The organism is Myxococcus sp. CA005, from assembly GCF_006518205.1.
Classification (GTDB): Bacteria; Myxococcota; Myxococcia; order Myxococcales; family Myxococcaceae; genus Myxococcus; species Myxococcus xanthus.
In genome coordinates, this window is record NZ_SRLV01000018.1 from 23,524 (window position 1) to 47,441 (window position 23,918).

Annotated in this window: 14 protein-coding genes; 3 read left to right on the forward strand and 11 right to left on the reverse strand. The window is 69.2% G+C overall.

Going from position 1 to position 23,918, the window contains the following annotated elements; genetic code table 11:
• Positions 1-2,169: a bifunctional alpha,alpha-trehalose-phosphate synthase (UDP-forming)/trehalose-phosphatase gene (locus tag FMQ63_RS10620; protein ID WP_011551311.1), complete on the forward strand. Its 2,169-nt coding sequence runs from the start codon at positions 1-3 to the stop codon at positions 2,167-2,169.
• Positions 2,170-2,219: 50 nt separating this feature from the next.
• Here FMQ63_RS10620 and FMQ63_RS10625 read toward each other — a convergent pair whose 3' ends face one another.
• The 5 genes from FMQ63_RS10625 to FMQ63_RS10645 form a co-directional block, all read right to left on the reverse strand.
• Positions 2,220-5,879 carry a DUF3857 domain-containing protein gene (locus FMQ63_RS10625; protein WP_011551312.1) on the reverse strand — a complete coding sequence of 1,220 codons (3,660 nt, stop codon included), beginning with the start codon at positions 5,877-5,879 and terminating at the stop codon, positions 2,220-2,222.
• Between the two features lie 141 nt (positions 5,880-6,020).
• Positions 6,021-6,776, reverse strand: a complete 756-nt coding sequence (locus FMQ63_RS10630) for an arylamine N-acetyltransferase (RefSeq protein ID WP_011551313.1) — start codon at positions 6,774-6,776, stop codon at positions 6,021-6,023.
• A 33-nt stretch (positions 6,777-6,809) separates the two neighbouring features.
• The gene (locus FMQ63_RS10635; protein ID WP_225909766.1) at positions 6,810-12,758 is read right to left on the reverse strand and encodes a flagellar hook-length control protein FliK; all 5,949 of its coding nucleotides are present in this window, start codon (positions 12,756-12,758) and stop codon (positions 6,810-6,812) included.
• A complete protein-coding gene (locus FMQ63_RS10640) occupies positions 12,751-13,368 on the reverse strand; it encodes a peptidoglycan-binding protein (protein WP_011551315.1) in 618 nt (205 codons plus the stop codon). Before FMQ63_RS10640 ends, FMQ63_RS10635 begins: the two co-directional genes overlap by 8 nt.
• Before the next feature lie 147 nt (positions 13,369-13,515).
• Positions 13,516-16,221 (reverse strand): M1 family metallopeptidase, encoded by a 2,706-nt coding sequence (locus tag FMQ63_RS10645; protein WP_011551316.1) that lies wholly within the window; start codon positions 16,219-16,221, stop codon positions 13,516-13,518.
• 269 nt (positions 16,222-16,490) lie between these two features.
• On the opposite strand from FMQ63_RS10645, the gene FMQ63_RS10650 reads away from it, so the two are divergent.
• Entirely contained in the window at positions 16,491-17,285 is a 795-nt protein-coding gene (locus FMQ63_RS10650) for a Uma2 family endonuclease (RefSeq protein WP_011551317.1), read from the forward strand.
• An 18-nt stretch (positions 17,286-17,303) separates the two neighbouring features.
• Here the strand turns inward: FMQ63_RS10650 and FMQ63_RS10655 are convergent, their stop codons facing one another.
• Positions 17,304-17,651, reverse strand: coding sequence for a ComF family protein (locus FMQ63_RS10655; RefSeq protein WP_011551318.1), 348 nt, complete (start codon positions 17,649-17,651; stop codon positions 17,304-17,306).
• Between the two features lie 236 nt (positions 17,652-17,887).
• Between FMQ63_RS10655 and FMQ63_RS10660 the strand changes: the two genes are divergently transcribed.
• Positions 17,888-19,015, forward strand: a complete 1,128-nt coding sequence (locus FMQ63_RS10660; RefSeq protein ID WP_020478247.1) for a site-specific integrase — start codon at positions 17,888-17,890, stop codon at positions 19,013-19,015.
• Between the two features lie 247 nt (positions 19,016-19,262).
• Here the strand turns inward: FMQ63_RS10660 and FMQ63_RS10665 are convergent, their stop codons facing one another.
• From FMQ63_RS10665 to FMQ63_RS10685, 5 genes are all read right to left on the reverse strand, one after another.
• Complete coding sequence (locus FMQ63_RS10665; RefSeq protein ID WP_011551320.1) at positions 19,263-19,823, reverse strand: hypothetical protein; 561 nt, start codon at positions 19,821-19,823, stop codon at positions 19,263-19,265.
• Entirely contained in the window at positions 19,823-19,996 is a 174-nt protein-coding gene (locus FMQ63_RS10670; protein ID WP_171452237.1) for a hypothetical protein, read from the reverse strand. Before FMQ63_RS10670 ends, FMQ63_RS10665 begins: the two co-directional genes overlap by 1 nt.
• A 60-nt stretch (positions 19,997-20,056) precedes the next feature.
• The gene (locus FMQ63_RS10675; protein WP_011551322.1) at positions 20,057-22,066 is read right to left on the reverse strand and encodes a hypothetical protein; all 2,010 of its coding nucleotides are present in this window, start codon (positions 22,064-22,066) and stop codon (positions 20,057-20,059) included.
• Positions 22,067-22,149: 83 nt separating this feature from the next.
• The gene (locus tag FMQ63_RS10680; RefSeq protein WP_011551323.1) at positions 22,150-22,680 is read right to left on the reverse strand and encodes a hypothetical protein; all 531 of its coding nucleotides are present in this window, start codon (positions 22,678-22,680) and stop codon (positions 22,150-22,152) included.
• 100 nt (positions 22,681-22,780) lie between these two features.
• Positions 22,781-23,413: a hypothetical protein gene (locus tag FMQ63_RS10685; RefSeq protein WP_141276606.1), complete on the reverse strand. Its 633-nt coding sequence runs from the start codon at positions 23,411-23,413 to the stop codon at positions 22,781-22,783.
• Positions 23,414-23,918: the final 505 nt, after the last annotated feature.

Below are 23,918 nucleotides of genomic sequence, written 5' to 3' on the forward strand. Positions count from 1 at the left end.
ATGTCCCGACTCCTACTCGTCTCGAATCGACTTCCTGTCACCGTCAAGGTGGAGAAGGACACTGTCTCCGTGGTCCGCAGCGCGGGAGGCCTGGCCACCGGCCTTCGCCGTCCGCACGAACGCTCGGGGGGGCTGTGGATTGGCTGGCCCGGGGACGTCTCCCGCTTGTCGGAAAGCCAACGCGCCCGCGTGGACGCCCAGCTCGCGGAGCTGCGCTGCGTGCCGCTGACGCTGTCCGCCAGCGAGGTGAGCCGCTACTACGAAGGCTATTCCAACCGCGTCCTGTGGCCGCTGTGCCACTACATGCTGGAGCGCATTCCGCGCCAGGACCGCGATTGGGAGGTGTACCGCAAGGTCAACGAGCGCTTCGCGGACCTGGTGGCGAAGCACTACGAGCCCGGGGACACCATCTGGGTCCACGACTATCAGCTCATGCTGGTGCCTGGCATGTTGCGCCAGCGGTTGCCCGGCGCGCGCATCGGCTACTTCCACCACATCCCGTTTCCGTCGTCGGAAATCTTCAGCACGCTGCCGCGTCGGCGTGAGCTGCTGAAGGGGCTGCTGGGCGCGGACCTCATCGGCTTCCACACGGTGAGCTACGTGCGGCACTTCTCCGGAGCGCTGCTGCGGCACCTCGGGCTGGACACGGACATCGACCGCATCATCTGGGAGGGGCGCGACGTGCGCGTGGGCGCCTTCCCCATGGGCATCGACGCGCAGGCCTTCGAATCGATTGCGAGCGAGCCCGGCATGCAGGAGGAGGTGGCGAACTTGCGCCGGTCCTCCGAAGGACAGCGCATCCTGTTGGGCATCGACCGGCTGGACTACACCAAGGGCATTCCGCGGCGCCTCCTGGCGGTGCAGCGCGTGCTGGAGCGCACGCCCGCGTGGCGTGGCCGCCTGCGTTTCATCCAGGTGACGGTACCCAGCCGGACCCAGGTGGAGGCGTACGCCAACTACCGCGAGCTGGTGAACGAGCTGGTGGGGCGCATCAATGGGCTCTACGGGACGGTGCACAACGTGCCCGTGCACTACCTCTACCGCTCATTCAACGAACGGCAGCTCGTGGGGTTGTACCGGGGCGCGGATGTGATGCTCGTCACGCCGGTGCGGGACGGGATGAACCTGGTGGCGAAGGAGTTCTGCGCGGCGCGTCCGGACGACGACGGCGTGCTGGTGCTCAGCGAGTTCGCGGGCGCCGCAGCGGAGCTGGGGGGCGCGCTCATCGTCAACCCCTACGACGTGGACGCCATGGCGGACGCCATCGAGAAAGCGCTGGGGATGGCGGAGGAGGAGCGCCGCACGCGCATGCACACGCTGCGCAAGCAGGTGAAGTCGCGGGACGTGCATTGGTGGACGTCCTCCTTCCTCGACCGGCTCCAGTCGCTGCCCGCGGTGGACGTGCGCGCCGAGGCGAGCGCGCCCGAGGCGCTGGCGCAGATGAAGCAGGTGGAGCGGCTGCAACTGCTCCTGGACTACGACGGGACGCTGGTGGGCTACGCGCCCCGGCCGGAGCTGGCCGCGCCGGATGCGGCGCTGAAGGAGTTGCTGGCGAAGCTGGTGGCCCGGCCCGGCATCTCGGTGAGCATCGTCAGCGGCCGGCCCAAGGAGACGCTGGAGGAATGGTTGGGCGACCTGGCCATGGGCCTGTATGCCGAGCACGGCCTGTGGTCCCGCCCGGCGCCGGGGGAGGCGTGGAGGATGCTGGAGGGCGTGACGTTCGACTGGAAGGAGCGCGTGCGCCCCGAACTGGAGACCTTCTCCGCGCGCGTGCCGGGCTCCTTCGTGGAGGAGAAGACAGCGTCGCTGGCGTGGCACTACCGCCTGGTGGACGCGGAGTTCGGCGCCATCCAGTCCCGCGAGCTGCGGCTGTACCTGGCGGAGAAGTTCGCAGGGCAGTCCATGGACATCCTCCCCGGGGACAAGGTGGTGGAGATTCGTCCGCGGGGCGTGCACAAGGGCCGCGTGGTGGGCGAGGCCACGAAGGACGCGGCGCCCGGCGCCCTCGTGGTGGCCATCGGCGATGACCGCACGGACGAGGACCTCTTCGCATCCATTCCGCCCGGCGGGCTCACCATCCACGCGGGCAACAAGCCCACGCGCGCGGCGTTCCGGGTGAATGGCCCGGACGAGGTCCGCGCGCTGCTGGCGGGTCTGCTGGAGCCGTAACCACCTCGCGCCCGCCGGAGGTTCGGCGGGCGCGGGCCTGCTCGCGTTCGCTACGGCGTCGAGGACGCGGTGCGGTTGGCCGCGTTCTGGATGAACACCCGGCGGCCGAAGGCGCGGTCCACGCGGCCGAGGAACTCGCGGAACGCGGGGTAGTCGTCCGCGGACACGCGCGCGGTGGTGAGGGCCACCTCGCCCTCGGCCACCAGCTTGCCGCCCTCCAGGCGGTAGCTCAGCTTGATGTGGCCGAACTTCGTCGTCTCCTCCACGGCCTGGGGCAGCTCCGCCACCGTCCAGCCCGCGGGCAGCGCGTAGCGCAGGAGGAAACCGTTGGTCCACGGGCTGGACATCACCAGGTCGAAGCGGCGCTGGGCCAGCGACGCATAGGCCTGCTGGTAGGTGCGCCCGGTGCCGAAGGGCAGGAAGCGCATGCCGTTGGGCAGCACCTCCGAGTAGCGCGGGATGCTCATCTTGAAGTCCAACGCCACGTTGTCATCCAGCCGCGTGGTGTCGCTCAGCTTCACCTCGTGCACCGTGAGGCCGGGGAAGCTCTGCGCCCAGGCGCGCTCGAAGGTGGACTTGCGCGTGGCCTCCGGCCGGTAGGCGCGGCGGTAGTCGGGCGCGTGCTGCCCGCCCACGGAGCTGGAGCCGGTGATTTCAGCGCCGCCGTCCGCGCGGAGCGTCACGTCCAGCGACATGCGCGTGGCGTTGTCCGCCGCCTTCGCCTCCGGCGTGGTGAGGAAGGTGCTCTTGCCGTTGGGCTCCACCACCAGCACGTTGGCCACCCGGTCCGCGCTGGGCAGCTCGTTGGCGCCGTGGAACTCCGCGGTGCCGTCCAGGTACAGGTCGAACTTGGGCACGTAGGCGATGGCGTGGTTGAAGGCCGCGAGGCTCGCGGGCTCCTCGCCAATGGAGCCCAGGTTGCGCATGCGCAGCAGCACCAGCCGGCTCTCCACACCCGCCACCTGGAGCATGGAGTGGATGAGGCTCGCCTTGTCCTTGCAGTCGCCGAAGCGGCGCGCCAGCACCCGGTCCACGCGGTAGGGCTTGAAGCCGTGGATGCCGAACTCCAGCGCCACGTAGCGCGTGTTCGTCACCACGAAGTTGTAGATGGCGCGCACCACCGCCAGCTCGTTCTTCCGGTCCACGCCCTGGAGCACCTGGTCCACCGTCTGCCGCAGCTCCGCGTTGGGCTGGAGCTGGTCGCGCACCAGGCCCCACCAGTAGCGGCCCACCTGCTCCCACGTCTGGTAGGTGGAGACGTGGAGGTTCTGCGCCACCTCCGCCCAGCCGGGCATGCCGGGCTCCGGCACCACCTTGGCGACGTGCTTGGCGTTCCAGCGGTACAGCACGCGGCCGGCGTCCAGCGTCTCCTGCGCGCTCGCCACGCCGGTCAGCTTGCTCTTGTTCCAATACAGGGGCCGTGCCTGCGGCATGTCCACCAGGTACTGGAAGCGCACCTTCGGGTAGACGCCCTGCACGCTCTCCACGTCACCCCAGTAGTCCGACAGGAGGTTGTCCTGCGCGGTGTCGTCCAGGCGGTACGTCAGCTCGAGCGTGTCTCCCGCCGACAGCGAGGGGAAGGAGAGAATCTTGGCGCGGGCGTCGTAGTACATGCCCGTCCACGGCTCGTTGATGTTGCGCTCGTTCTCACCGTAGCTCTCCACCACGGAGCCATCCGCCTTGATGACGCGGGCGCGCAGCACGCGCACCTCCTGGCGGTCCGGCGAATAGGTGACGGGGATGGTGCGGAACGCGTCCACGCCGCGCGAGTTGAAGACCTTGACCACCGTCTGGTGCAGGCGGCTGGACAGGCCGCTCTGCTGGACGCGCACGTAGGTGTTGTCCACCAGGTAGAGGGCGTCCTCGTGGACGTAGGCCTCCGACTCCTTGGCCAGCGGCTGGGCGTCCACCAGGTACTGCATGCCGGTGCCGGTGCTCTCGCCCTTGAGGGTGCGCAGGGCCTCCTTCAGGCCCGGGTTCTGCGGGCGCAGCGCCAGCGAGCGTTCGAACGAGGCCAGCGCCGGCTCGCGGCGGCCCGCGGCCAGCAGGGCGCGGCCCTCGCGCTCATAGACTTCCGGCTCGTCCGGGGACAGCGCGCGGGCCTCGGCGAAGAGGGCGACGGCTTCCTCCACTGCGCCGTTGCTGGCCTTCAGCTCCGCCAGCCGCACGCGGGAGCCATTGTCGAAGGGGTTGAGCTTCACCAACTGCGCGTACTCGCGCTGGGCGGACTCCACCTGCCCGGCCTCCGCCAGCATCGTGGCGAGCATGTGGCGCGTGGTGGTGTCGTCGAAGCGCAGCGCCAGCACCACGCGCATCCGGTCCATGGCCTCGCGGCCACGGTCGAGCTGCCGGGACACCTGGGCCGCGGCGCGCACCGCGCGAGGCACGCGGGGCTGCAGGCGGAACGTCTCCTCCACCAGGGCGTGGGCCTTGGGGCGCTCGCCCAGGGCTTCATGCGCGCGCGCCAGCACCAGCCGCGCGTTGACGTCATCCGGCGTCTTCTCCAGCACGGGCGCCACCAGCGGCTGCACGCGCTCGGGGTGGCCGCGGTCCAGCTCGTGGTCGGCCAGCGCCACGCGCGCCTCCGGCATGGCGGGGTCGGCGGCGATGGCGGCTTCCAGGAAGCGGCGGCGCTCGTTCAGGTCATCCCGCTGCGCATGGGCGGCGAGCAACTGGAGCCGAGCGTCCTTGGGGGCGGCTTCCGCGGCGCGCGCGGCCTCGGCGCTGGCGGTGTGCTCGCGCTCGTCATACGCGCGGAAGAAGCCCAGCACCCGGGCGTAGTCGCCGCGCAACGCGGCGTCATCCGGGTTCTTCTCCACCATCGCGCGCAGGGCGGAGGTGAGGGTGGGCAGCGGCTGGGGCTGCGGCGCGGTGAGCTTCTCCAGGGCGGGCGCCTTCGCCGGCAGCGTCGCGCGCACGGTGGGCGACTCCTGGCGCAGGTAGAAACCCAGCGGGCCGGACTCCTGGCACACCTTCACGAGCACGCGGTTGAGGCCCTTGCGCAGCTTCACGGACACGCGGGACTGGTCCGGGCGCGGCAGGTTGTAGCGGTCCTCCTTCGCGGCGAGCTGCCCGTTCACCCACAGCCGGAACGCGCCGGACGTGCCCACGCCCAGCGACACGCGCGACTCCTGGGAGGACTCCAGCCAGGTGACGGCGTAGGCCACGGCCTCGCGGTTGGGGCGGATGGCGGTGGCCAGGTCGATGTAGCCATCCGCGGTGTTCGCCGTCAGCTTGCGCCAGGTGGTGTTGCCGCCCTTGGCCGCGGGGTAGGTGGCGGACAGGTCCAGGTTGGCGGCCTCGGGGCCGAAGTCGGTGTCACAGCCGGCCTTGCCTTCGTTTTCGAAGCCGCCGGTGACGTAGTAGTCGCCCACGTAGCCCAGCCACTGCTTCACCTCGTTGGCGCGCACCAGTCGTCCCCGGGCGCGCTCGGTGTCCAGCAGGAGCATCTGCGCGGTGGCGCGGGTATTCGGGTCCGAGGTGCGGCGGGAGGCCACGTAGGCGTAGGTGCTCAGCAGGGGCGTGAGGTCCTCCACCTCGTCCACCAGCGCGTGCATCCGCAGCAGGCTGGCGGCGCTTCGGGGGGAGGAGGCCTGCTTCATCGCCTCGGCCGCATGGACGCGAGCGGTCTCATCCGCGGCCGGCTTCGCCTGCGCCCACAACGGGCAGGTGAGCACGACGACTGCGGCCAGCAATGTGAAGCGGGACATCCGTTCTCCTGGGTGGACGGCTTGCGGTAAGGGGCGCCAGCCCCGGGCAGGGGCGTCGACGCGGATGAACAGGTGAACCCCTCTGGGGCTTCCCCTGCCTGGCCATCGTACGATGGAGGATGGGGTGGGGACAGGTACGCACTACTCCAGGGACGGGAGGATGACGCCGAAGTGTTCGACGAGCGCGCGCCGCAGGGCGTCTTCGTCGGGGAGAGGCTGCTCCGTCCGGACCCCACTCCGGGTCAGGACGAGTGTGCCCTCCTTGGCGGTGATGCGTCCCTCAGGCGTCGCCCGGGTGCACAGCCGCCGCTGGGTGAAGATGGAGTCCGGGGAGGTCTGGTGGTAGCGGCACATGCCCTCGAAGTCCGCGAGTTGGCGGGGCACGAGGGAGAGGCGGTACTCCGCCTCCCATCCGGAGGGCTTCTCACTCCAGAGGATGAGGTTGTTACCCTCCGGTGAGAGGCGGTACGCGCGGCCGGAGCGCACCTGGACGTCGTGGGTGTCCAGGCGCAGGGGCTCGGTGAAGCACTCACCGAAGCCGACATCCGCCAACCAGCGTCCCTGTTCATCCTCCACCTGGAGGGCCAGGTGGTCGAACTCGGGGCCGTAGGCGCTGCCATCCGGGGCCGTGGCCACGCCCGCGGACAGCAGCGTCACCCGGTGACCCAGCGCCGTCAGCAGCCGGGCGAAGAGGCCGTTGAGCTCGTAGCAGAAGCCGCCGCGCCGCTGGACGACGACCTTCTCGAAGAGGGCGTTCATGTCGAGCCGAATGGGCCGCTTCAGGTGGATGTCCAGGTTCTCGAAGGGCACGGCCTCCAAGTGGGCCCGGTGCAGCCTCGTGAGGGACTGCTCCGCCCCGACACCGATTCGCTCCAGGTAGCGCGCGACGTCGAACATGGGGGAACTGTGTCACGCGAGGGCGCAGACGGGTCAGACATTGAAGAGACGGATGGCGGCCGTGGCGGCGGCGTCCGCGGCGGGTACGCCCGCACTGGCTGCTGCCGTGGCAGCCAGGGGGGCGCTCCGAGGCTCGAGCGCCCGGACGGTGGCCATGGCCGCGGCTGCTTCTTCCGATGCGCCCGATGCCCGCATCGACGCGGACTCGGCGATGGCCACGGAGATGGGATGGGCCATGCCCACGCTGAGGCTCTGGGCGGCCTGGTCCACCGGCCCCGCGGGAACGCCGATGGCTGATGCGCTGGCCGCGGCCGCGACCGCGCGGTGATTGGCGGCGCCACCCACGGCGAGCTGGGTGACGACCATGGCCGCGGCGACGGTGGCACATGCGAGCGGGGCGGCGCCCGCGACCAGTGCCGTGTTGGCATCGGTGGCGGCGGTGACGCCGGCCAGGGCAATGGTCCCAGCCGCCGCGTTCGCCGCGAGCGCCGGAACACCCGCTGCCGCCGCTGCCGCCGCGTAACAGGCCGCCGATTGGGCCGCGGTCGGCAGCGTCAATGCATCCGCCGTGACGAGGGCGTCTGCCGCCGCCACAGCCGCGGCTGCCTCCTCGCTGGAATTCGCGACGGTGGCGGCCGTCACCGCGGTGTTGCCGACGGCGGGCACGGGGACGCCCGTGAGGGTGGCGGCCGCGGCTTCAGCGGCGGCGGCTGCGCCTCCCATCGCAGCGGTGACGGCGGCTGTCGCTGATGCGTAACAGACGGCGGCGTCCCCGAGCGCCGGGGGGGCCGCCCCGGTGGCTGTCAGCACGGCAGATGCGGCTGTCACGGCGGCGGCGGCTGTTGGCGTGGAGGCAGCCACGAGGCCCGCGACAGCGGCTGGGTTGGGGTGGATGGCGCCGCCCGCGAGCGTAGCGGCGCAGACATTCACGGCGGCCTGGGCGATGCCCGGCACGGTGGCGGCCGCGGCGGCATGACAGGTGCTCGCGTCCGCCGCGACTGGCGGAGTCACGCCCGCGTGGGCCATGCCCGCTGCCGCCGCGACGACCGCGGCGATGGCCGGAAGGGTGATGCCCGCCGTGCGCAGGAGGAGGGCGTGGTGCGCCGCGACCGGAGGTCCCGCCGAGATGGCGTTGGCCACCGCATCCAGCCTCGCGGGAAGTGGGGCCCCTCCGACCATGGCGGAGATGGCGGCCACCCTGGCGGCGACGGGCGCTGGCAGGTTCGCGCCCAATGCGCAGGCATGGGTGCTTCCGACGATGGCCGCCGCGAAGTTGTCAATCCCGACACCGGCGGCCGCCGCCTGGGCCGCGCTGAGGGCCGCCGCGCCCGTGCCTCCCAGGAAGGGAAGCGCCACGGTCGCGGCGACAGCGGTGAGAGGCGGCTCTCCCAGGCTCACCGCCAGCGCGGCCACCACCGCGGCGAGGTCCACCGGGGGCAGGACCAGTGGGGCGGCCAGCACCGCGGCACGGGCCGCCGTGACGGCCTCGGCGGCCGATGGCGGGACGCCCCCGAGCATCGCGGCCGCCGGGGAGAGAGGCCCGCCCCTGACGACGTCCCCTCGCGCCATGGCGGCGGGCCACCAGGCCGCGAGGACCGCTTGGGTCACGAGGATGCATGCGCTCGTGGCATGGGCCGCGGCGACGCCCGTGACTGCTGCCCTGGCGAAGGGCACGGCGGCCCGTGCCGCGATGGCGGGCTCCAGGCTCCGACGGGCCGCTCGTGTGGCTGGAACGCCGTGCCGGCCCAGTTGCGCGGCGTTGACGGGACCTGCCGCGGGGGCCGTGGCGGCGGCCGCTGCGGGGACCACTCCGATGGCGGTGGCTACGGCCGTGGCTGGCGCTGTTCCCGCTCCCACGGCTGCGGCGGCTCGGACCGCGGCGACCTCCTTGCAGCCATGGCAGGTCCGCGAAAGGGTGCCCGTGACGGCGGAGGCCGGACGCAGCGGTCCTTCGTAGAACGGGGCCAGCTCCCACCCCAAGGCGTGGTGCCCGCGAGGGCTGTGGTCTGGCTGTGTGCTCTGGTCCGCGTGCATGCTGGTGTTGCGGCGCACCGCCCAACCCCGGCGCTGGTACTTGTCGATGGCGAGATGGGCGGGATGTCCCACGCCCTGAGAGAGATAGCGGTGCGCGAAGGGAGGGGCCGCCGCCGCGCCACCCGTCTGGGTGGCGACGCCGTAGGAATAACCGATGCGGTCCGCCGCCGCATGTGCGAGCCCGGCGGCGGGAGGTGCGCCCGCCGCCTGACCGTTTTGCGCCGCGCGCGCCGCCTCGACAACCGCGGCCACTTCGGAGAGAGACGCCGCGGGCCCGATGGCCGCGAGGGCGGCGGCAATCTCAACCAACGCGAGCGGAAACTTCGGGAGCGACTGGCCGCGAGACACCAGCGCATCCAGGATGATTTCGGGAAGGACGGGCGAGGGGGCGAAGGCGTTGGCCACCGCGAAGGGCGCATTCGCCGGGTCGATGGGCGCGCTCCGCGCGAGCCCCAGCGCGGCCTGAACCGCCGCCAGCGGCGGGTTGGGAATGGCGGCGGCGGCGGTGGCGAAATAGGGATGGGTCACCGCGGGGAGGTTGGCAATCCCCGCTCCGGCGAGGGCCGCCACGGTGCCCCCGGCGCCGGTGGTGATGCTCAAGCGGGAGGCCTGGACGATGGCGGTGGCGGTCGGGACGGAGATGGTTCCGCCTTGGGCGATGCTCCGCCGCACGGCCACGGCCGCGGCGACGGCCTGCAGGACGGGTTGTGGCGCTCCGGGCCTCGCGCTGACGTGCGCCTGCTCCACGGCTCTGCGCGCTGATGCGGTGCGGTGGGCGTTGGGGAGATCCCTGGCCATGAGGACGGCCGCAGTGGCCGCCCTGACCACCTGGGGGCCTCCTGGCACTGCCACCACGGGACCCAGTCCTGGCACCGCCGCCGCAGCGCCACCGCCCAATGCGGCCGTCACCGTGGCCCACGCCGCCGCCGTTCCTCCGACCAGGACGGGCACGGGGAGCGGGGCGCCCGCGGACACGGCCCCCAGTTGGACGAACTGCGCTTGTGGCGTGTTCGGGACGGCGTTCTCCAGGACCACCGCCGCGGCCGCCGCACGGGCCACCACGAGCGGGGTGAAGGCCCCCGCGGAGGCCGCATAGGCGGCGCGTTCCGCCGCGGCGGCCAGGTTCGCCAGGTTCGCGGGCAATGGGAGTGGGAGCGCCGCCGCGGCCGCCGCGGCCGTCGCGGCCCGGCGGATGTTGGGATTGGGAAGCGCTGACGCCGCGTGCGCGACCGCGGCCGCACGGGTGGGCAGCGTGTTGGGAGCCCATGGAATCCTGTCGGGATTCAGGTCGTTCGCCCCCACCTTGTTGGAGCCGTGGTGGGTCGCGGTGAGGCCCACGACGACGGGCGGGTGGCCCGTGGGGGCGTAGGGCAGCGCCACCGCGCCTCCGGGAGCTCCGCCGCCGGGTGCGGCGAAGGGGCGCCGCTGCGCGGGGATGTATTGGTAGTTGACGTCGCCCGTGAGGAGCACGAACCGCTCGTTGGCGTGGAAGGGCGCCTCTCCCTGGAGTGTCGGTGGCAGCGGGGGCGCGAGGGCCTTGCAGACCGCGGCCGGGTTGCTGACGCCAGCGGCGCGGGCCACCGCGCCTTCCAGCGACAGGCCGGGGAGCGGCGCGGGGGCGTGGGTGCGTACCACGGCCTCCACCGCGGCCCGCACCGCCTCGCCGCCCTGTGGCACGACGCCGGCCGCCGTATTCGCCGCCGTCGTGACGGGGGAGGCGGCAGGTGCACCGACGATGGCTCCTTGCACATGGGCCAACGCCAGGGCCCCGGCGCTCCCGGGCATCAGCGGCGCGCCGCCCGCCGCCGCTGTCCCCATGGCCGTGAAGGTGGCGACCGCCGTGCCCGGCGCGCCGCTCGCCACGATGACGGCCGCGCCCGCCGCCGCCGCCATCTGGGGCAGGTTTCCGCCCGCGACCACCACGGCGTCCGCGGCGACTTCAGCGGCCCGGCCCAGCGCCACCGCCGTGGCGGCAGCGAGCGCGGGGTGCGCCACGGCCAGCGTCGCGATGACCAGCCGCTGTCTCGCGGTGAGACCGGCGCCTGGACCACCAGCTCCCACCGCCGCGGTGGCCGCGGCCGACTGTCGCCGGGCGAGGATCGCCGCGGGATTGGGGTTGCCACCGGCCGGCCCCATCGCCGCGAGAAATGCGGCCAGGCCGCCTCCAATGCCAGGAAGGTTGGGCCCCGCGAACGCTGCCGCCACCCAGCCCGGAGGGGCGCCTCCGCCGATGGTGACCAGACCTCGCCCATTGCCCCCCAGGTTGTTGGCGTCGGTGGCCACGGGGCCGGCGGCGACAGCAGCCGCACCGGCCGCGTCGCGCACGCAGACATACAGCGCCAGCCCGGAGTTGTTGCGCGGGTCCGAGCCACTGGCGAGCGGGTTCTGCGCGCCTTCACGGTAGTTGCGTTCGACGAAGCCCCAGGGAAACCGCATGTGACTGCCACCTGGGCGGTTCCAGGAGCTCGGCGTGCCGCGCGGACTCGCGGCGGTTCCAGGCCGCCCCGACGCCGCCCAGATGTAGAACTCGCCACCGTCGTGGACGACGCGCGCGACCGTGTCGCGGCACACGACGGTGCCCATGTGCTGCTGCGGCGCGAGCCACCGGCAGCGGAAGGACTCCGGGTAGTAGCGCCCCAAATCACAGTGGTCCATGTCCCAGTGGGACAGGATGATGAGCGGGCCGTTGCACATGCAGGGGCCCACACAGTGCCCCAGTGGAATGATGGGGAAGGTCCCCTGCTGGCCGTTCGCCGGGCTGCCGAAGTCGTAATAGACGATGGCGCGCCCCTGGTTGTCGTACAGCACCGAGCACGCGCCCTGGCCCACGTTGAAGAGCCCCACGAAGGGGGCGAACAAGCGGTTCGGGTCGGACGCATCCATCGGATTGGGCGCGCCATCACCTACGTAGGCGTGGGCCGTAGGCGGTGGGGCGCCTGGCCGCGACCGTTCCCTGGGCACCACTCGTGAAGTCAACGCAGGGCCGGCTGCTCCGGCGAATGCGAGCACGGGCCCTCCGGGAGGCGGCATCCAGTCATCGAAGAAGTCCGCGACCTCCGCGGTGAAGGCGCGCACCTGTTGAGTGAGCTGGCGGGCCGCGGCGCGCATCCACCGGGCCAGCGCCGGGGTGGCGACCCGGGCCGACACCGGGATGGGGAGGGGCGCGGAAGGAATGGCGAAGGGGTTCTTCACGGGCGGCTCTGGAATCGGGCCAGAGCCTCCGGAGCCGCCAGGGCCTCCTGGACGAGACGGAGGCGGCGGTGGTGGCGGCGCGGGCAGCGGGAAGTGGAGCGCCTTGAGGGCGCCCTGCGTCAGCCCTCCATCCGAGCGATCCTCCACCCGCAGGAAGCTCCGCAGCCAGCGCTCCGCGGGCGGCGAGTCCGTGTCCGGGGTGAAGCCTCGCACCGTGTGCACTCCCGCGCGACGCACGTTGCCCGCCCGCACGAAGAGCCCGTCCGGGCGGGTGCTGCCCGGCGCCGCCTGCAGCTCCAGGTGGAACCAGTCCGTCTCGTAGAGGTCATCACGCAGCGGGTCCCCGGGCGCGAGCTCGAACTCGAAAACGGACACCGGGGCGGAATCATTGCCGTCGTCGATGACTCGCCGCAGGAACCAGTAATAGACGACGTAGAAGAGGTTGAGTTGCTCCAGCGTCAGCGCATCGTAGAAGTCCTCGAAGCGCCGGCCGTTGATGACGGCATTGAAGAAGCGGAGGAAGTCGCCCGGGTCGAACTGCTTCTCCAGTTCGTTCCAGACACGGTCCATCCAGTCGCGTTCGACGCACTCCAGCCGCAGGTAGAGCGGGTCGTCGTCCGCGCCTTCCCGCTCCGTGACGAACGCGTAGTAGCGGCCGGGAAACCGGATGTTGAGCGTGTTGATTTCACCGCCGCGCGCGACGCGGCCCAGACGGCGGCGCTTGGACACTGGAGCAGGGGGCGTGGTCTCAGGCACCGTGAGCCTCCCGCAGCTTGTGGCGGGTCCGCTCATCCACCGTACCGTTGGGCATCAGCCCGTACTCGGCCTGGAACCTCGCGACCGCCTCGGAGAGCGCGTCCTCTTCGCTGGCCTCGTCCGCGAGGAAACCCAGGTTCACCAGGCGCGCTCGCAGCCCCTCCTCCGTGGACACGGGTTGGAGCGTTCCCAGGGACAGCGTGTACTCCTCGCCGCCGACCTCCAGCGTCGCCTCGCGGGCACCGGGAGGAATCCCGCACTCGATGAGGCCCTGCTCGTTCGTCTCTCCTTCGTGGGTGACGTCCCCGATGACGAGCCGGTAGGGCACCTTCGTCCGAGGCGCACCGTCCTCATGCAGTCGCAGGCGGAAGCGTTCCGGGATGCCCTTGAGCCTGAACGTGTGCGTCCTTCCCGTCGCGCAGGGGACCTGCCGGATTTCCTTGTCCGGGAGCGTCACCGTGTCGCCGGGCTTGAGCACATGGGGGCTCGTCCGCTCCCTTCGCAGTGACTCGTTCTCGGGCGCTTCCCAGACGCGCTGAGGACTCAGGTTGTGCGCGTGGGAAATGCTGGAGACGCAGTCGCCCGCTTGTGCTGTGTACGTTCGAGGCATGGGTCCGGCGGACTGAGTGCAGCCCGTGTGCCGGACGTGGCTGGCGTGGCCCCATGCCACGGGGGGCAATCACCGCGGCGGCCGTGCGCGTCATCACGGAACGCAGATGCGTTTCGCGATGACGCGCACGGGAGGCGTGTCGCGCGCTCAGCGGGACTTCGCGGGGATCGGCTGGCCCTTCAGGAAGTCCCTGACGCTCTGCGCGTTCAGCGTGCTGGACGCGGCGCAGAGGCGGATGGACTCCATGGTGCGGGTGAGGGTGAGAGACGCGTTCTCCAGCTTCGCCGCTCGGGGGGTGAGGAATGCTTCTGCTTCGGCGGCGGTCTTCTCGTCGCACAGCATGCCCACCAGTCCGATGAGCCCGGCGACTTCGTCCGAGCGCATCCGGCTGGCGAGCGCGTCGAAGTGCTCCTGGTAGAACGCCCAGGCGAGCGCCCGCGTCTGCGGCATCGAGAAGGCCCCCGTGAGGATGGACTGGGTGTCGCGCACGTCGAACTCGCTGCCGGCCACCAGCGCGAGCGCCTCGCGCATGAGCGCCGGGTCTCGGAAGGAGCCCAGGGTGGTGAAGACGCGGCTGCGTTCGGTCCGGTCCTCCGTGGCGCGGGCGCGCGCGACCAGCGTGTCGAAGAAGGCCTTGTCTCCGTTTCGAGCCGCCACCATCAGCGCGAGGGGAACGGCCTCCGGGTGGACGGACTTCCGGTCCGCCAGCCACGCCTTCACCAGCCGGTTCGCGTCCCGGACCAGGGCCGGGTCCTCGCCGCGCAGCGCCGCCAGCCCCAGGAGGTTGGGTCGCAGCGACTTCACCGCGTCGTCGTCACCGGGCTTGGGCTCCCAGCCCAGCGCGCGGGCCCGAGGGCCGTACATCGCGGCCACCCAGTTCCGGTAGCGCGCGCTCTCGTCGTTGGACAGTCGGTCCACGTGCACGAAGGTCAGCAGCCGGGCGCCGCGCTGCATGATGAGGCGGTGGTCCGCCTTGGCCGTGGTGGGCACGTAGCGCAGGACGTCGCCCAGGGGCAGGTCTCCCCGGCGCACCCCGGCCTCCATGTCGGCCAACAGGGTCAGCCGCTCGCGCACCGTCAACGCTTCCGTGGGCGCGGCCAGCACGCGGGTGAGCTGCTCGCGCGTGTAGCCGGAGCGGTAGTAGCCGGTGCCGCCCGCGTTGAGCACGAACCAGGAAGGGCAGCTCTTGCCGGGCAACGCCAACTCGCCCGTGGCCCCGGTGAGCATGGTGCACGTGCGCTCGGACGTCTTGCCGGAACCCGCGCGCACACACACCGGCACGGACCACGTCTGGTCCTTGCTGGCGGTGGAGCCCGCGGGGACGTAGCGCTCCTGCGTGAACGTCAGCTTCGCGGGGGCTCCCGGCTGGCATTGCAGTTCGGCGGCGATGCGCGGCGCGCCTGGCTGGTCGATGAAGCTGCGGAAGGCACGCGCGACGTCCGGCCCTGCGGCGGCCGACAGCGTGGCGGCGAAGTCCTCCGACGTGGCCACGCCCCATTCATGCTTCTTGATGTGGCCGCGCAGCAGGTCGCGCATGCGCTCCTCACCGAGCCATGCCTCGAACATGTCGATGATGGCCGAGCCCTTGGCGTACGTGGTGCCGTTGTCGAACGAGCCGAGCACCTCGTCATGCGTGTTGGCGGGCTTGCGCACCGGCGGGGTGGCGGCGAGCGCGTCCGTGTCCAACGCGAAGAGCGTGGACTGGGTGCTCTGCTCCAGTCCGAAGCCCCAGCTCGTGTCGAAGGGGTCCACCGTCTTGCGGTCCAGCCACGAGGTGAGCGACTCGTTGAGCCAGATGTCGTCCCACCACTGGCAGGTGACGATGTTGCCGAACCAGTAGTGCCCCAGTTCGTGGTTGGCGATGTTCACGTACCACTTGCGGCGCGCGAGCGTCTCCTCGCCGGGACGGATGAGCGTCAGCGGCTGCCCGAGCGCGACGAGGCCCGGGTGCTCCATGGTGCCCCAGTAGCGCGGCACCACCGCGACATCGAGCTTCTCGTACGGGTACGGCATGTCGAAGTAGTCTTCAATCAGCGTGACGATGCGCGGCGTGACGCTGGCCGCGTAGGCCGTCTCCGCGCCCCGGCCGCGCGGCACGATGAAGCGCAGCGGCGCGGCGTTGCGGCCCGCGGTGCCCGCGTCCACCACGTCGAAGGGGCCCACCACGAACGCCACGAGGTAGCTGGGCATCGGCTTGCTCTCGGCGAACGTGACGCGCGCCAGCCCGTCCGGCAGCTTCTCGCGCGAGACGATGGGGTGGTTGGCGAGCGCGACGTGGTCCTCCTTGGCGGTGATGCGCAGCGTCCAGGGCACCTTGAAGCCCGGCTCGTCGAAGCAGGGGAAGGCGCGGCGCGCGTCGACGGGCTCGAAGAAGGTGTAGAGGTAGGGCTCGCCGCCTTCCTCCACGGCGTAGAGGCCCTGGCTGCGCTCGCGGTCGACCTTGCCGGTGAAGGCGATGTGGATGCGGGCCTTGCCCGGCGCGAGCGTTTCGGGGAGCAGCAGCCCGAGCCGCCCTTCGCTGGCGGTGACAGGACGGGCCTCCAGGGTGCGGCCTCCCGCTTCGATGCGGGCCTGCGAGACTTCCATGTCCTGCCCGTGCAGCCAGACCTGGCGCACCGGCTCGCTCACATCCACGTCGATGCTGACGCTGCCGGAGAAGGTGGGCTCGGCGGGCAGCAGCTTCAGGTCGAGCGCGTAACGCGTGGGGCGGACCGAGTCGGGCAGCCGCAGCGCGGGGGGCTGGGGTTCGGGCCATTCAGGGGCAGTGGCCACGGGAGCGGCGGGGGGCGCCTCGGGCGCATGGGCGCAGCGGAGGACGGCGACCGCGAGTGCAAGTGGGAGGAGCGAGCGCATGGGCTGACGCTAACTCCAGTCGGCCCTCGGGCCGAAGCCCCTGAGTGTGGCCACTCGCTGATGAACGCGGCTCTTTCCGGAGAGGCGGAGAGTGGGACCGTGTGCGTTGAGCGTCCGCGTCATGGGATGCCGTGTTCCGGAACGCGAACGAGGCCGTGCGGTGATTCGGACCGCGCGCGTCGGAGGCGTTCGTTGGTTCGCCATTTGCTGACGCCAGGACATGGGGGCGGATTGACCGCGACGGAGTGCCGCCACACGATGAAGGCATCATGGGACGGCCTACTGATGAAGGAGGGGCTGCCATCCCCCGGGCGCCCTCGCAGGATGCGTGGGACAGGATGAATCCGGAGGAGCGGGCGCGGGTGGTGGAGTCGCTGCCAGCGGAAGTGACGTATGCGGAGATGGCGCCGCCCGAAGGGGACCGGCACCAGTGGGCGAAGTTCCGGGCGTTGGATGTTCTTCGGGGCTATTTCGGTCATCAGCGGCGCACGGCCTACGTCGGCTCGGAGCTGCCGGTGTACTACCCGGACGAGCGGCGCTTCGCGCCAGACCTGCTGGTCGTCTTCGATGTGGGCGCCCACCCGCGGGAGAAGTGGCTCGTCAGCCATGAGGGCCGTGGGTTGGACTGGGTGATGGAGGTCCACGTCGGGGGCGACCGGAAGAAGGACGCCGAGTTCAACGTGCGGCGCTATGCCCGGCTCGGAATTCCCGAGTACTTCATCTACGACCGGTCCCGGGAGCGACTGGAGGCCTACACGCTGGAGTCACCCGGCGCGGGCGTCTACGTGCGGATGGAGCCGACGCAGGGCCGCTATGTCTCGCGGGTGCTGGGCTTGGAGCTGGAGTTGGTGGGAGAGCGGCTGCGGTTCTGGGCTGGCAACGCGCTCTTGATGGAGTCCGATGAGCTCATCGTCCGGATGCGAGAGCGCATCAACTGGCTCGAACAGCGCGCGGATGAGGCGGCCCACCTGCGAGAAGATGAAATCCGGCGCAGGGAAGACGCGGAGCGTCGCGTGGCCGAGCTCCAGGCCGAACTGGAGCGAGTCCGGGCCGCCCAGAAGTAGTCCTCGGGCGCTGTCCACTCACTCCAGGCTGAAGGCCCGCGCCAGCGTCAGCATCTCCACTTGGACGGAGCCCGCTTCGAGCAGGGCCGAGGCCGCCGCCCTGGCGGTGGCTCCGGTGGTGAACACATCGTCCACCAGCAGCACACGCTGCCCCGAGACACGGGAAGACGCGGCGAACGCCCCCGCGACGTTGTTTGCCCGCTCTGCCTCGCTCAGCCCCACCTGCCGCTGTGTCTCGCGGTGCCGCGTCAGCAATCCCACGGGGGCCTTGCGCCCCGTGGCCTTCGCCAGCGCGCCCGCCAGCAACTGGGCCTGGTCGTACTTGCGCGCGTGATAGCGCCGCGTGTGCAGCGGCAACGCGACCACCAGCTCGGGTGCTCGGCTGAGGAAGCTTCGCGCCTCGTCCGCCAGCAGCGCCCCCAGCGGGCCCGCGAGGTTGGGGTGGTCCTCGTACTTGAAGGGGCATACTTCCGAGTCAGATGGTGATGAAATCAGCCGTCTAACAACGGGATAACAACATCGGAGGAAGTGTGTCCACAGGTGGCGCGAAGTGGATTGGCAGGTGGGATGGTGGTCGAGTTCGACTGACCCGAGGGCGGTCCGTGTGGGTCATCGAGCGGAGGGTCAACGGTATCGTTCGGGCCATCACTCTGGACGTCGCCAGCGAGCGCGACGCTCGTGCCGAGCTGGTTCTTTTCGAGCGCGACCCGGGGGCCTACAAGACCAAGAAGCAGGTTGCAGCAGAGGCTGCGGCGTCCGTCGCCCAAGCAGAAAAGAAGGGCGTTGCGCTGGACGAAGAGACCTTCGAGGCGTTTCTCAGGAACGTGAAGGCGGAGGGCCTGACGGACCGTTACCGTCGCTACATCCTTGCCCCCTATTTGACCGCCTGGGGAGTGGCACTTGAGAAAAGGCCACTGCGAGACGTGTCTCTCACTGAGTTGCACGTAATGTTGGACAAATGGCCAACTGCACGGACCCCCCGGATTATCGCATTAAAGGCTTTTACGGCTTGGCTCCGAGAGAGGGATATGCTTCGGCTTGCCGAGGACCCCACGGCTGAGCTGAAGGTTCCCCCTTCAAAGGCTGAAAAGAGCATTCGCCAAAAGGGGTACAGCATGGCTGCGGTAGAGCAGGCTTATGCTGAAGCAAACAGTCAACGCCTTAGAGACACGTTGTGTCTACGTGCCAAGACGGGGATGCATGGAACCGAGATTGACCGAGTGGCGCGCGGGGATGCGATTCTAAAGGACGTGAGCGACCCCTGTGGAATCAAGGGGACCATTACTTTTCGGCAGCTCAAGGCGGACATGACGCATACGATCAGTCTGGATGCTCAAGCGTTCGCTGCGGTGGAGAGGCTTCAGGCATTCGGGAAGGGCCTGGAAGACTCTGGTATCGTCCAGTCTCTTCGCCGCATCGCGGAGCGACTTAAGCTGACGTGTGTAGACGAGGAGCAGCGGAAGAAGATCGTTCCCCTTCATCCGAGCCAGTTAAGGCATAGCTTTTCGACGTGGGCTCGCAAGTACGGAGAGCTTGTGCGGCCGACGGGCAAAGGGCTCCCCATCGAAGAGGTCTCGGCCGTTATGGGGCACACGAGCGTCAAGACGACGAAGAAGTTCTATTTGACGGAAGAGGTTCCCCCAATGATTCGACTCCCTCTTCAACTCGTTCATCAAGAAGACCCCTCGACAGACCGTATTACTTCGCGAAAAGCGGCTTCAATCGACTGAGTTCGCCGCGTTGGCGTTTGCCGCTTTCGATGAGGAGCTGTCTCTCTCTCTTTGTCGACGTCAAGGCATGAGAGGACCGAATCGAGCCGCACCGTCGCCTTCTTGCCGAGCTTGGGTGCCCGCTTCAGGCGCCCTTCGGCAAGGAGTTCGAACACGCGAGTCCTCTTGCAGAGAAGCAGCTCGGCGGCACGTTCAATCGTTACGACGGGGCCATCGAGCCCGGGACCGGTAGGGTGCTGGGGCATGGCTACCTCGGGAAGACTTTCCGGGGCGCGAGTCGGCCGACGACGTGAAGGCCGATGCCGACGGCATCCCAAACGTTGTGGTGCTTGTCCTGGGCTCGCGGGAGCTGCACCCGTAGGTGTTCGTGCGGTCGCTCGCCGAGGCGCGCTTTGATGCGCTCGACCATGACGTCGCCGTCGAGCGTTCCCTTCCACTCGCGCGGCAGGAAGCTGCGCTCACTCGTCGCGCGAAGCTCACCGGCAACCCGGCCGACGACTCCCGCGAGTTCAATCAGGTCGTTCGGGTCGCCCTTGCTCTTCCCGGCCGTGTAGACCTGGGGGCACTCGCACGCGACGGTGACGGAAACAGCCACGCCAGCGGCCCTGAGAGGCTCCAGGAACGTCGAGACGAACTCGGCGACCCCTCCCGCCATGCGCGACCATGTCGCGAGCCCACGGGCCTTCCGCTCGGGATTCGTAGGCATGCCCGCCGCGAGCAGCTCGCCCGAGTCCAGGTCGAAGACCGCGACGCCGCACTCGCGAAGCCCGGGGTCAAGCGCCACCAGTAGGTTCCGAGTCGTCGGCATCAGGGGGCCGCCACCAGGAGATGACGAGAGGTCGCTTCACCTCCCAGCGTGGGCAGCAAGCTCAGCTCGTGGAAGTCGGCGACATCGAAGGCGACCGCGTCGTCGAGGTCCGCGTCGAGATACGGGCAGAGGGCGGGCGGGAGCTGTTCGAGCGCGTCGGTTGTCTTGGCCATGCGTTGCACCTGTTAGGGAGTGCGTGTGCTCCCTAAATGGGTGCGGATTTCGGCCGTGGTTCAGGCAGCGCGCTTTGTTGGTGGCTCCCAGACGAGCAGCCGCCCGGAGCTGTCGCGCACGGTGGCGACGTCCTTCGACATGATGCGGGACAACGCGGGCTCGGCTTCGATTGCCGGTGCCAGGTCGGGAGTCGTCTCCTTCATCGCCTCGCGCATCAGGTACGCCTTGCGCTCGGCTGCGTCGTGCATCCGCTGGGCGCTATTGGCGGGCAGCTCGCTGATCAGCTCGTCATGCACCATGAGGACGAGTCGCGAGCCGTAGAGCGGCGAGCGACGGTCGACGTACATCTCGCGGCTGACGCGCCACATGGCGAGCTTGCACCCGACAGCGCCGAGCCCCTGGAAGGGCGTGTTGAGAATCTGCGTGTAGCCGCACCCGCCGCGCAGGATGTTCGCGCCCGGAATCATCACATCGGCGAACCCGCCCCCGTAGGTGCTCGACTTCGCTCGCTGCTGAAGCTCGCGCTGCTCAGGCCACGCGTTGAGCCACTTCGTGTCCAGTTCCTTGGCCACTTCGACGCAGGCCCGGCAGACCATCTTCGGCTTGCGCTGCACGGTGATGACGATGCGCTCGATGCCGCAGACGTCTGCGCGCTTCGCCAGCAGGCAGAAGGAAACCCGGTCCTTCGCGCGTGCGTTGTAGACGAGCGAGCCGCCCGTCATCCCGCCGCCCTTGCCGAAGTTGAGAATCTTCGCGAGCTGACGGAAGGCGACCGCGAGGGGGTCTTTCGCCTTCACCTTCGGAAGCAGCTCGTCGTAGCTCGCCCCGAGGAATTCGGCCGCGGCAAGGGTGTGGACGTCGAGCCCACTGTTCAGCGCTTCGGCCATCTTCGAGTAGCCGAGTTCCCAGATGGCCCGCTGAGCCATGGTGCGAAGCTCAAGCCCTCCGTAGTCGACCGAGCAGTAGGCGAAGCCGGGACGGGCCTCGTGGACCTCCCGGATGCCGCCCTTCTGCGGGAGCTGCTGGTAGTCGCTCGAAACGCGCGTGGTGCTAACGAGCACGTTGAAGCGCGGATTGATGGGGAGCGAGGTGCCCGCTTCGACGACGTCCAGGTAAGTCGACTTGTACTTGTCGACGCGCCCGCTCTTGCCCAAGTCTTCGAGCAGCGCGTCGCCCGAACCGAGCAGCGTGTCACGGTCGGTCGCGACCTGGCCGTCGGGGAATCGGTCGCTGGGCGCGGTAATGGGCGGCTGTCCGTCATAGGCGGCAGTCACGAGCGCAGCGAGGCGCTTCGAGTCTTTGGTGCCGTCGGCTCGGTAGATGCCTGCCGCCTGGAACTTGGCCCGGTTCTCTCCCCACTCCCGTTCCACCCGCTCCCGCAGCACGGCGACCGAGTCACCGTTCGTTCGAAGTCCCCAGATGGAAGCGAGGTGGAGCGCGAAGGCGGCGCGCATCTGCTCGGCTTCGGCATGCAGGTTGCCGCCGTTGGGCGTCTCCCGTGCTACGGCTTCCTGCCGGAAGAAGACGTCGAGCGTGTAGCGGGCATCTCGCTTCGGGTACGCAGCGGCTTCCGTCGGCCAGCGCTCGACAGGAACGCCGTCGAGTTCCGCGTAGCGCAGGCGCCATGCCTTCGGGTTCTTTTTGTCCTCGCTGATGTCGAGCCCAAGGTAGCGCTGCACGAGAAGCGCGAGCGGGTAGCGGGCGCCTTCGTCATCGTCGAGCTTCCGGCCCGTCGACGGGTCCACGCCGTAGAGTCCCCTCGCGATGTCGATGAGGGCTTCTCGAATCTGGACACAATGCAGTCGGCCTGCTTCGAGCGCCGCGAAGATGGGCGCCACAAGGCTCGGGTCATCCGCCGCCATGACGCCCAGGTCGTAAGCGAGGTTTGCGCCAACGAGGCGCGTGTCAGACGCGGCGATGGCCTCGCGGAAGAACTGCCGGGCTTGGGCCTTGTCCAGCAGTCGTTCACTGCCTGGAGCTGCCGCCGCGATGCTGCCGCACACGAGAGGAGGCGCGAGCAAGCCGGGCTGAATCAGCCACGTTTCCGTGTCGAAGGACCAGACATTCATGAAGGCTGCCTTTGGGAGTGGGAAAGCGGCCCGTGTCGTGGGCCAGCCGCCGACGGAAGCGCGCCGTCAGTCGCCGCCCGGTTTCAGGCGAGGGCGTCGGTGAGCGCGGGGAGCTTGCTCGCCTTGCGCGCGTGCTCGGCCTGGGCGAGCTGCTCGTCGTTCATCTCGACGTGCGACCAGCGATAGCCGCTGATGACCTTCCCGGCGTGGCCCTCCTTCACCGGGAGCTGCTTCGGGAAGACCTCGCAGCGAATCAGGAGGTGCGTCCCCGCCTGCCGCTCGTCGAAGAACTTCTTCAGCGCGGCCGGGTTGGCGAACTCGTATTCGTCGGCCCCCACGAGCGTCATCAGGAAGGACTTGAAGCGTCCGCCGCCCCCCTTCTTCTGGTCGCTCAGGTTCTCGACGTAGTCGACCGTCTCGCCCGGTCGGCTCGGAGTCTCGCCACCCGCGAGGGGCTCGGACTCGCGAACCTTCAGCTCGGCGATGGCCGAGTCGCCCTTGAAGCCCTCCTTCGTGCGGATGACCTCGACTTCGAGCAGGTAGCGACCGAAGCGCGGGTAGCGTCCGCCAGCCGCAGCCTGCGCGGTGGCAATCTTCGTCAGTGCGTTGTTCATGTTACGTGGGCCCTTCGGCTCGGGTTACGTCAGCGGCGAAGTGCGCTGACCCCACGTAAATGTGTGCGGATTCTGGGAGTGGCTCGGAGAGGCACCCTTTTTACTCGGTACTTCCTCCGGTCAGTCCCTTGTTCGAATCGGGCGTTGGTGTTCCGGCAAATGCTACGAACTCCACTTGCCCCCAAAGATAAAACACCCAAAACGAGCAGTTGTCCTCGCGACGCACGCGATACCGCAAGCCCGGGGCAAGGAGGTTGTTCAACGGGAGTTGTTCAATGCTTGCCCGTACGTCGAAGGCCAGTCTCTTGAGCCACTGAAACAGGATCGGTGTGTCTATCGGAAGGGGCACTTTCGTTTCATTGTAGTGAAGACCTCGAACGAACTTCTCGCAAATCTTAACAGCTACTTCGTGGTCGAGCTCAAGTGCTGGCGACGCCTTTACAAGCAACCCTGCGGGCGTGCGCACGGGCACTTCGAGCCGCCATGGAGCGGGGGTATTGGGCGGCCGAACGACATACTTAATTTGTCGCGCGATGCTTTTTAGTTTTGCTGCCCTATATACGGACTCCCGGATTGAAGGGGCCTTATCAAACTGCCACGAACGGCGCAGACCATCCATGACGCTAGCCACGTCGGGATTGCTAGGGTCCATTCCCATGAGGACGGGGAAGCTGAATTTTCGCTCGGCAATCTCGAACTCGTCCGCGCAGACGTCACAGACCGGTGCCGTCACGTACTGGACCGAGGGTGGCGTAGTAGATGGATACCAACTCCTGGGAAAGACATGCTCTTTCTCTGTTGCTGGGCGCGACAAGCAAAAGATGCAATTGCCCTTCTTTCGTTTTCCCATTCTGTGAGATCTGGCAGTCAGCCTGGGTGTGCGCACTCCACGAGTTCGCCTATGTTAGTGCGAACGGATTTTCAATGGAGGCGCTCAAGGTGTCATTGAATTGGGTCTGATTTGACCCTCCGTGGTGTCGGAGTTGCCCCGGTGGCGCTTCGGATTTGTTGTGTGGTTTAATGAGTCTCGCAGTGTGACTGAGGGGGCGTTAGTGAGATTTCTGATTTGTGTCGCGGTCTTGTTGTCCGTTCCAGCGCTGGGAGCACCGTTTTGTGTCCAAACGAGCTACGGCCGCAATTGCTGGTACCACAGCCGTAGTTCCTGTGAAGATGCCGCCGAGCGTAGCAACGGGCTCTGTGTCATCAACCCTGATGAGGTGGACTATCGGGCTGCGCGG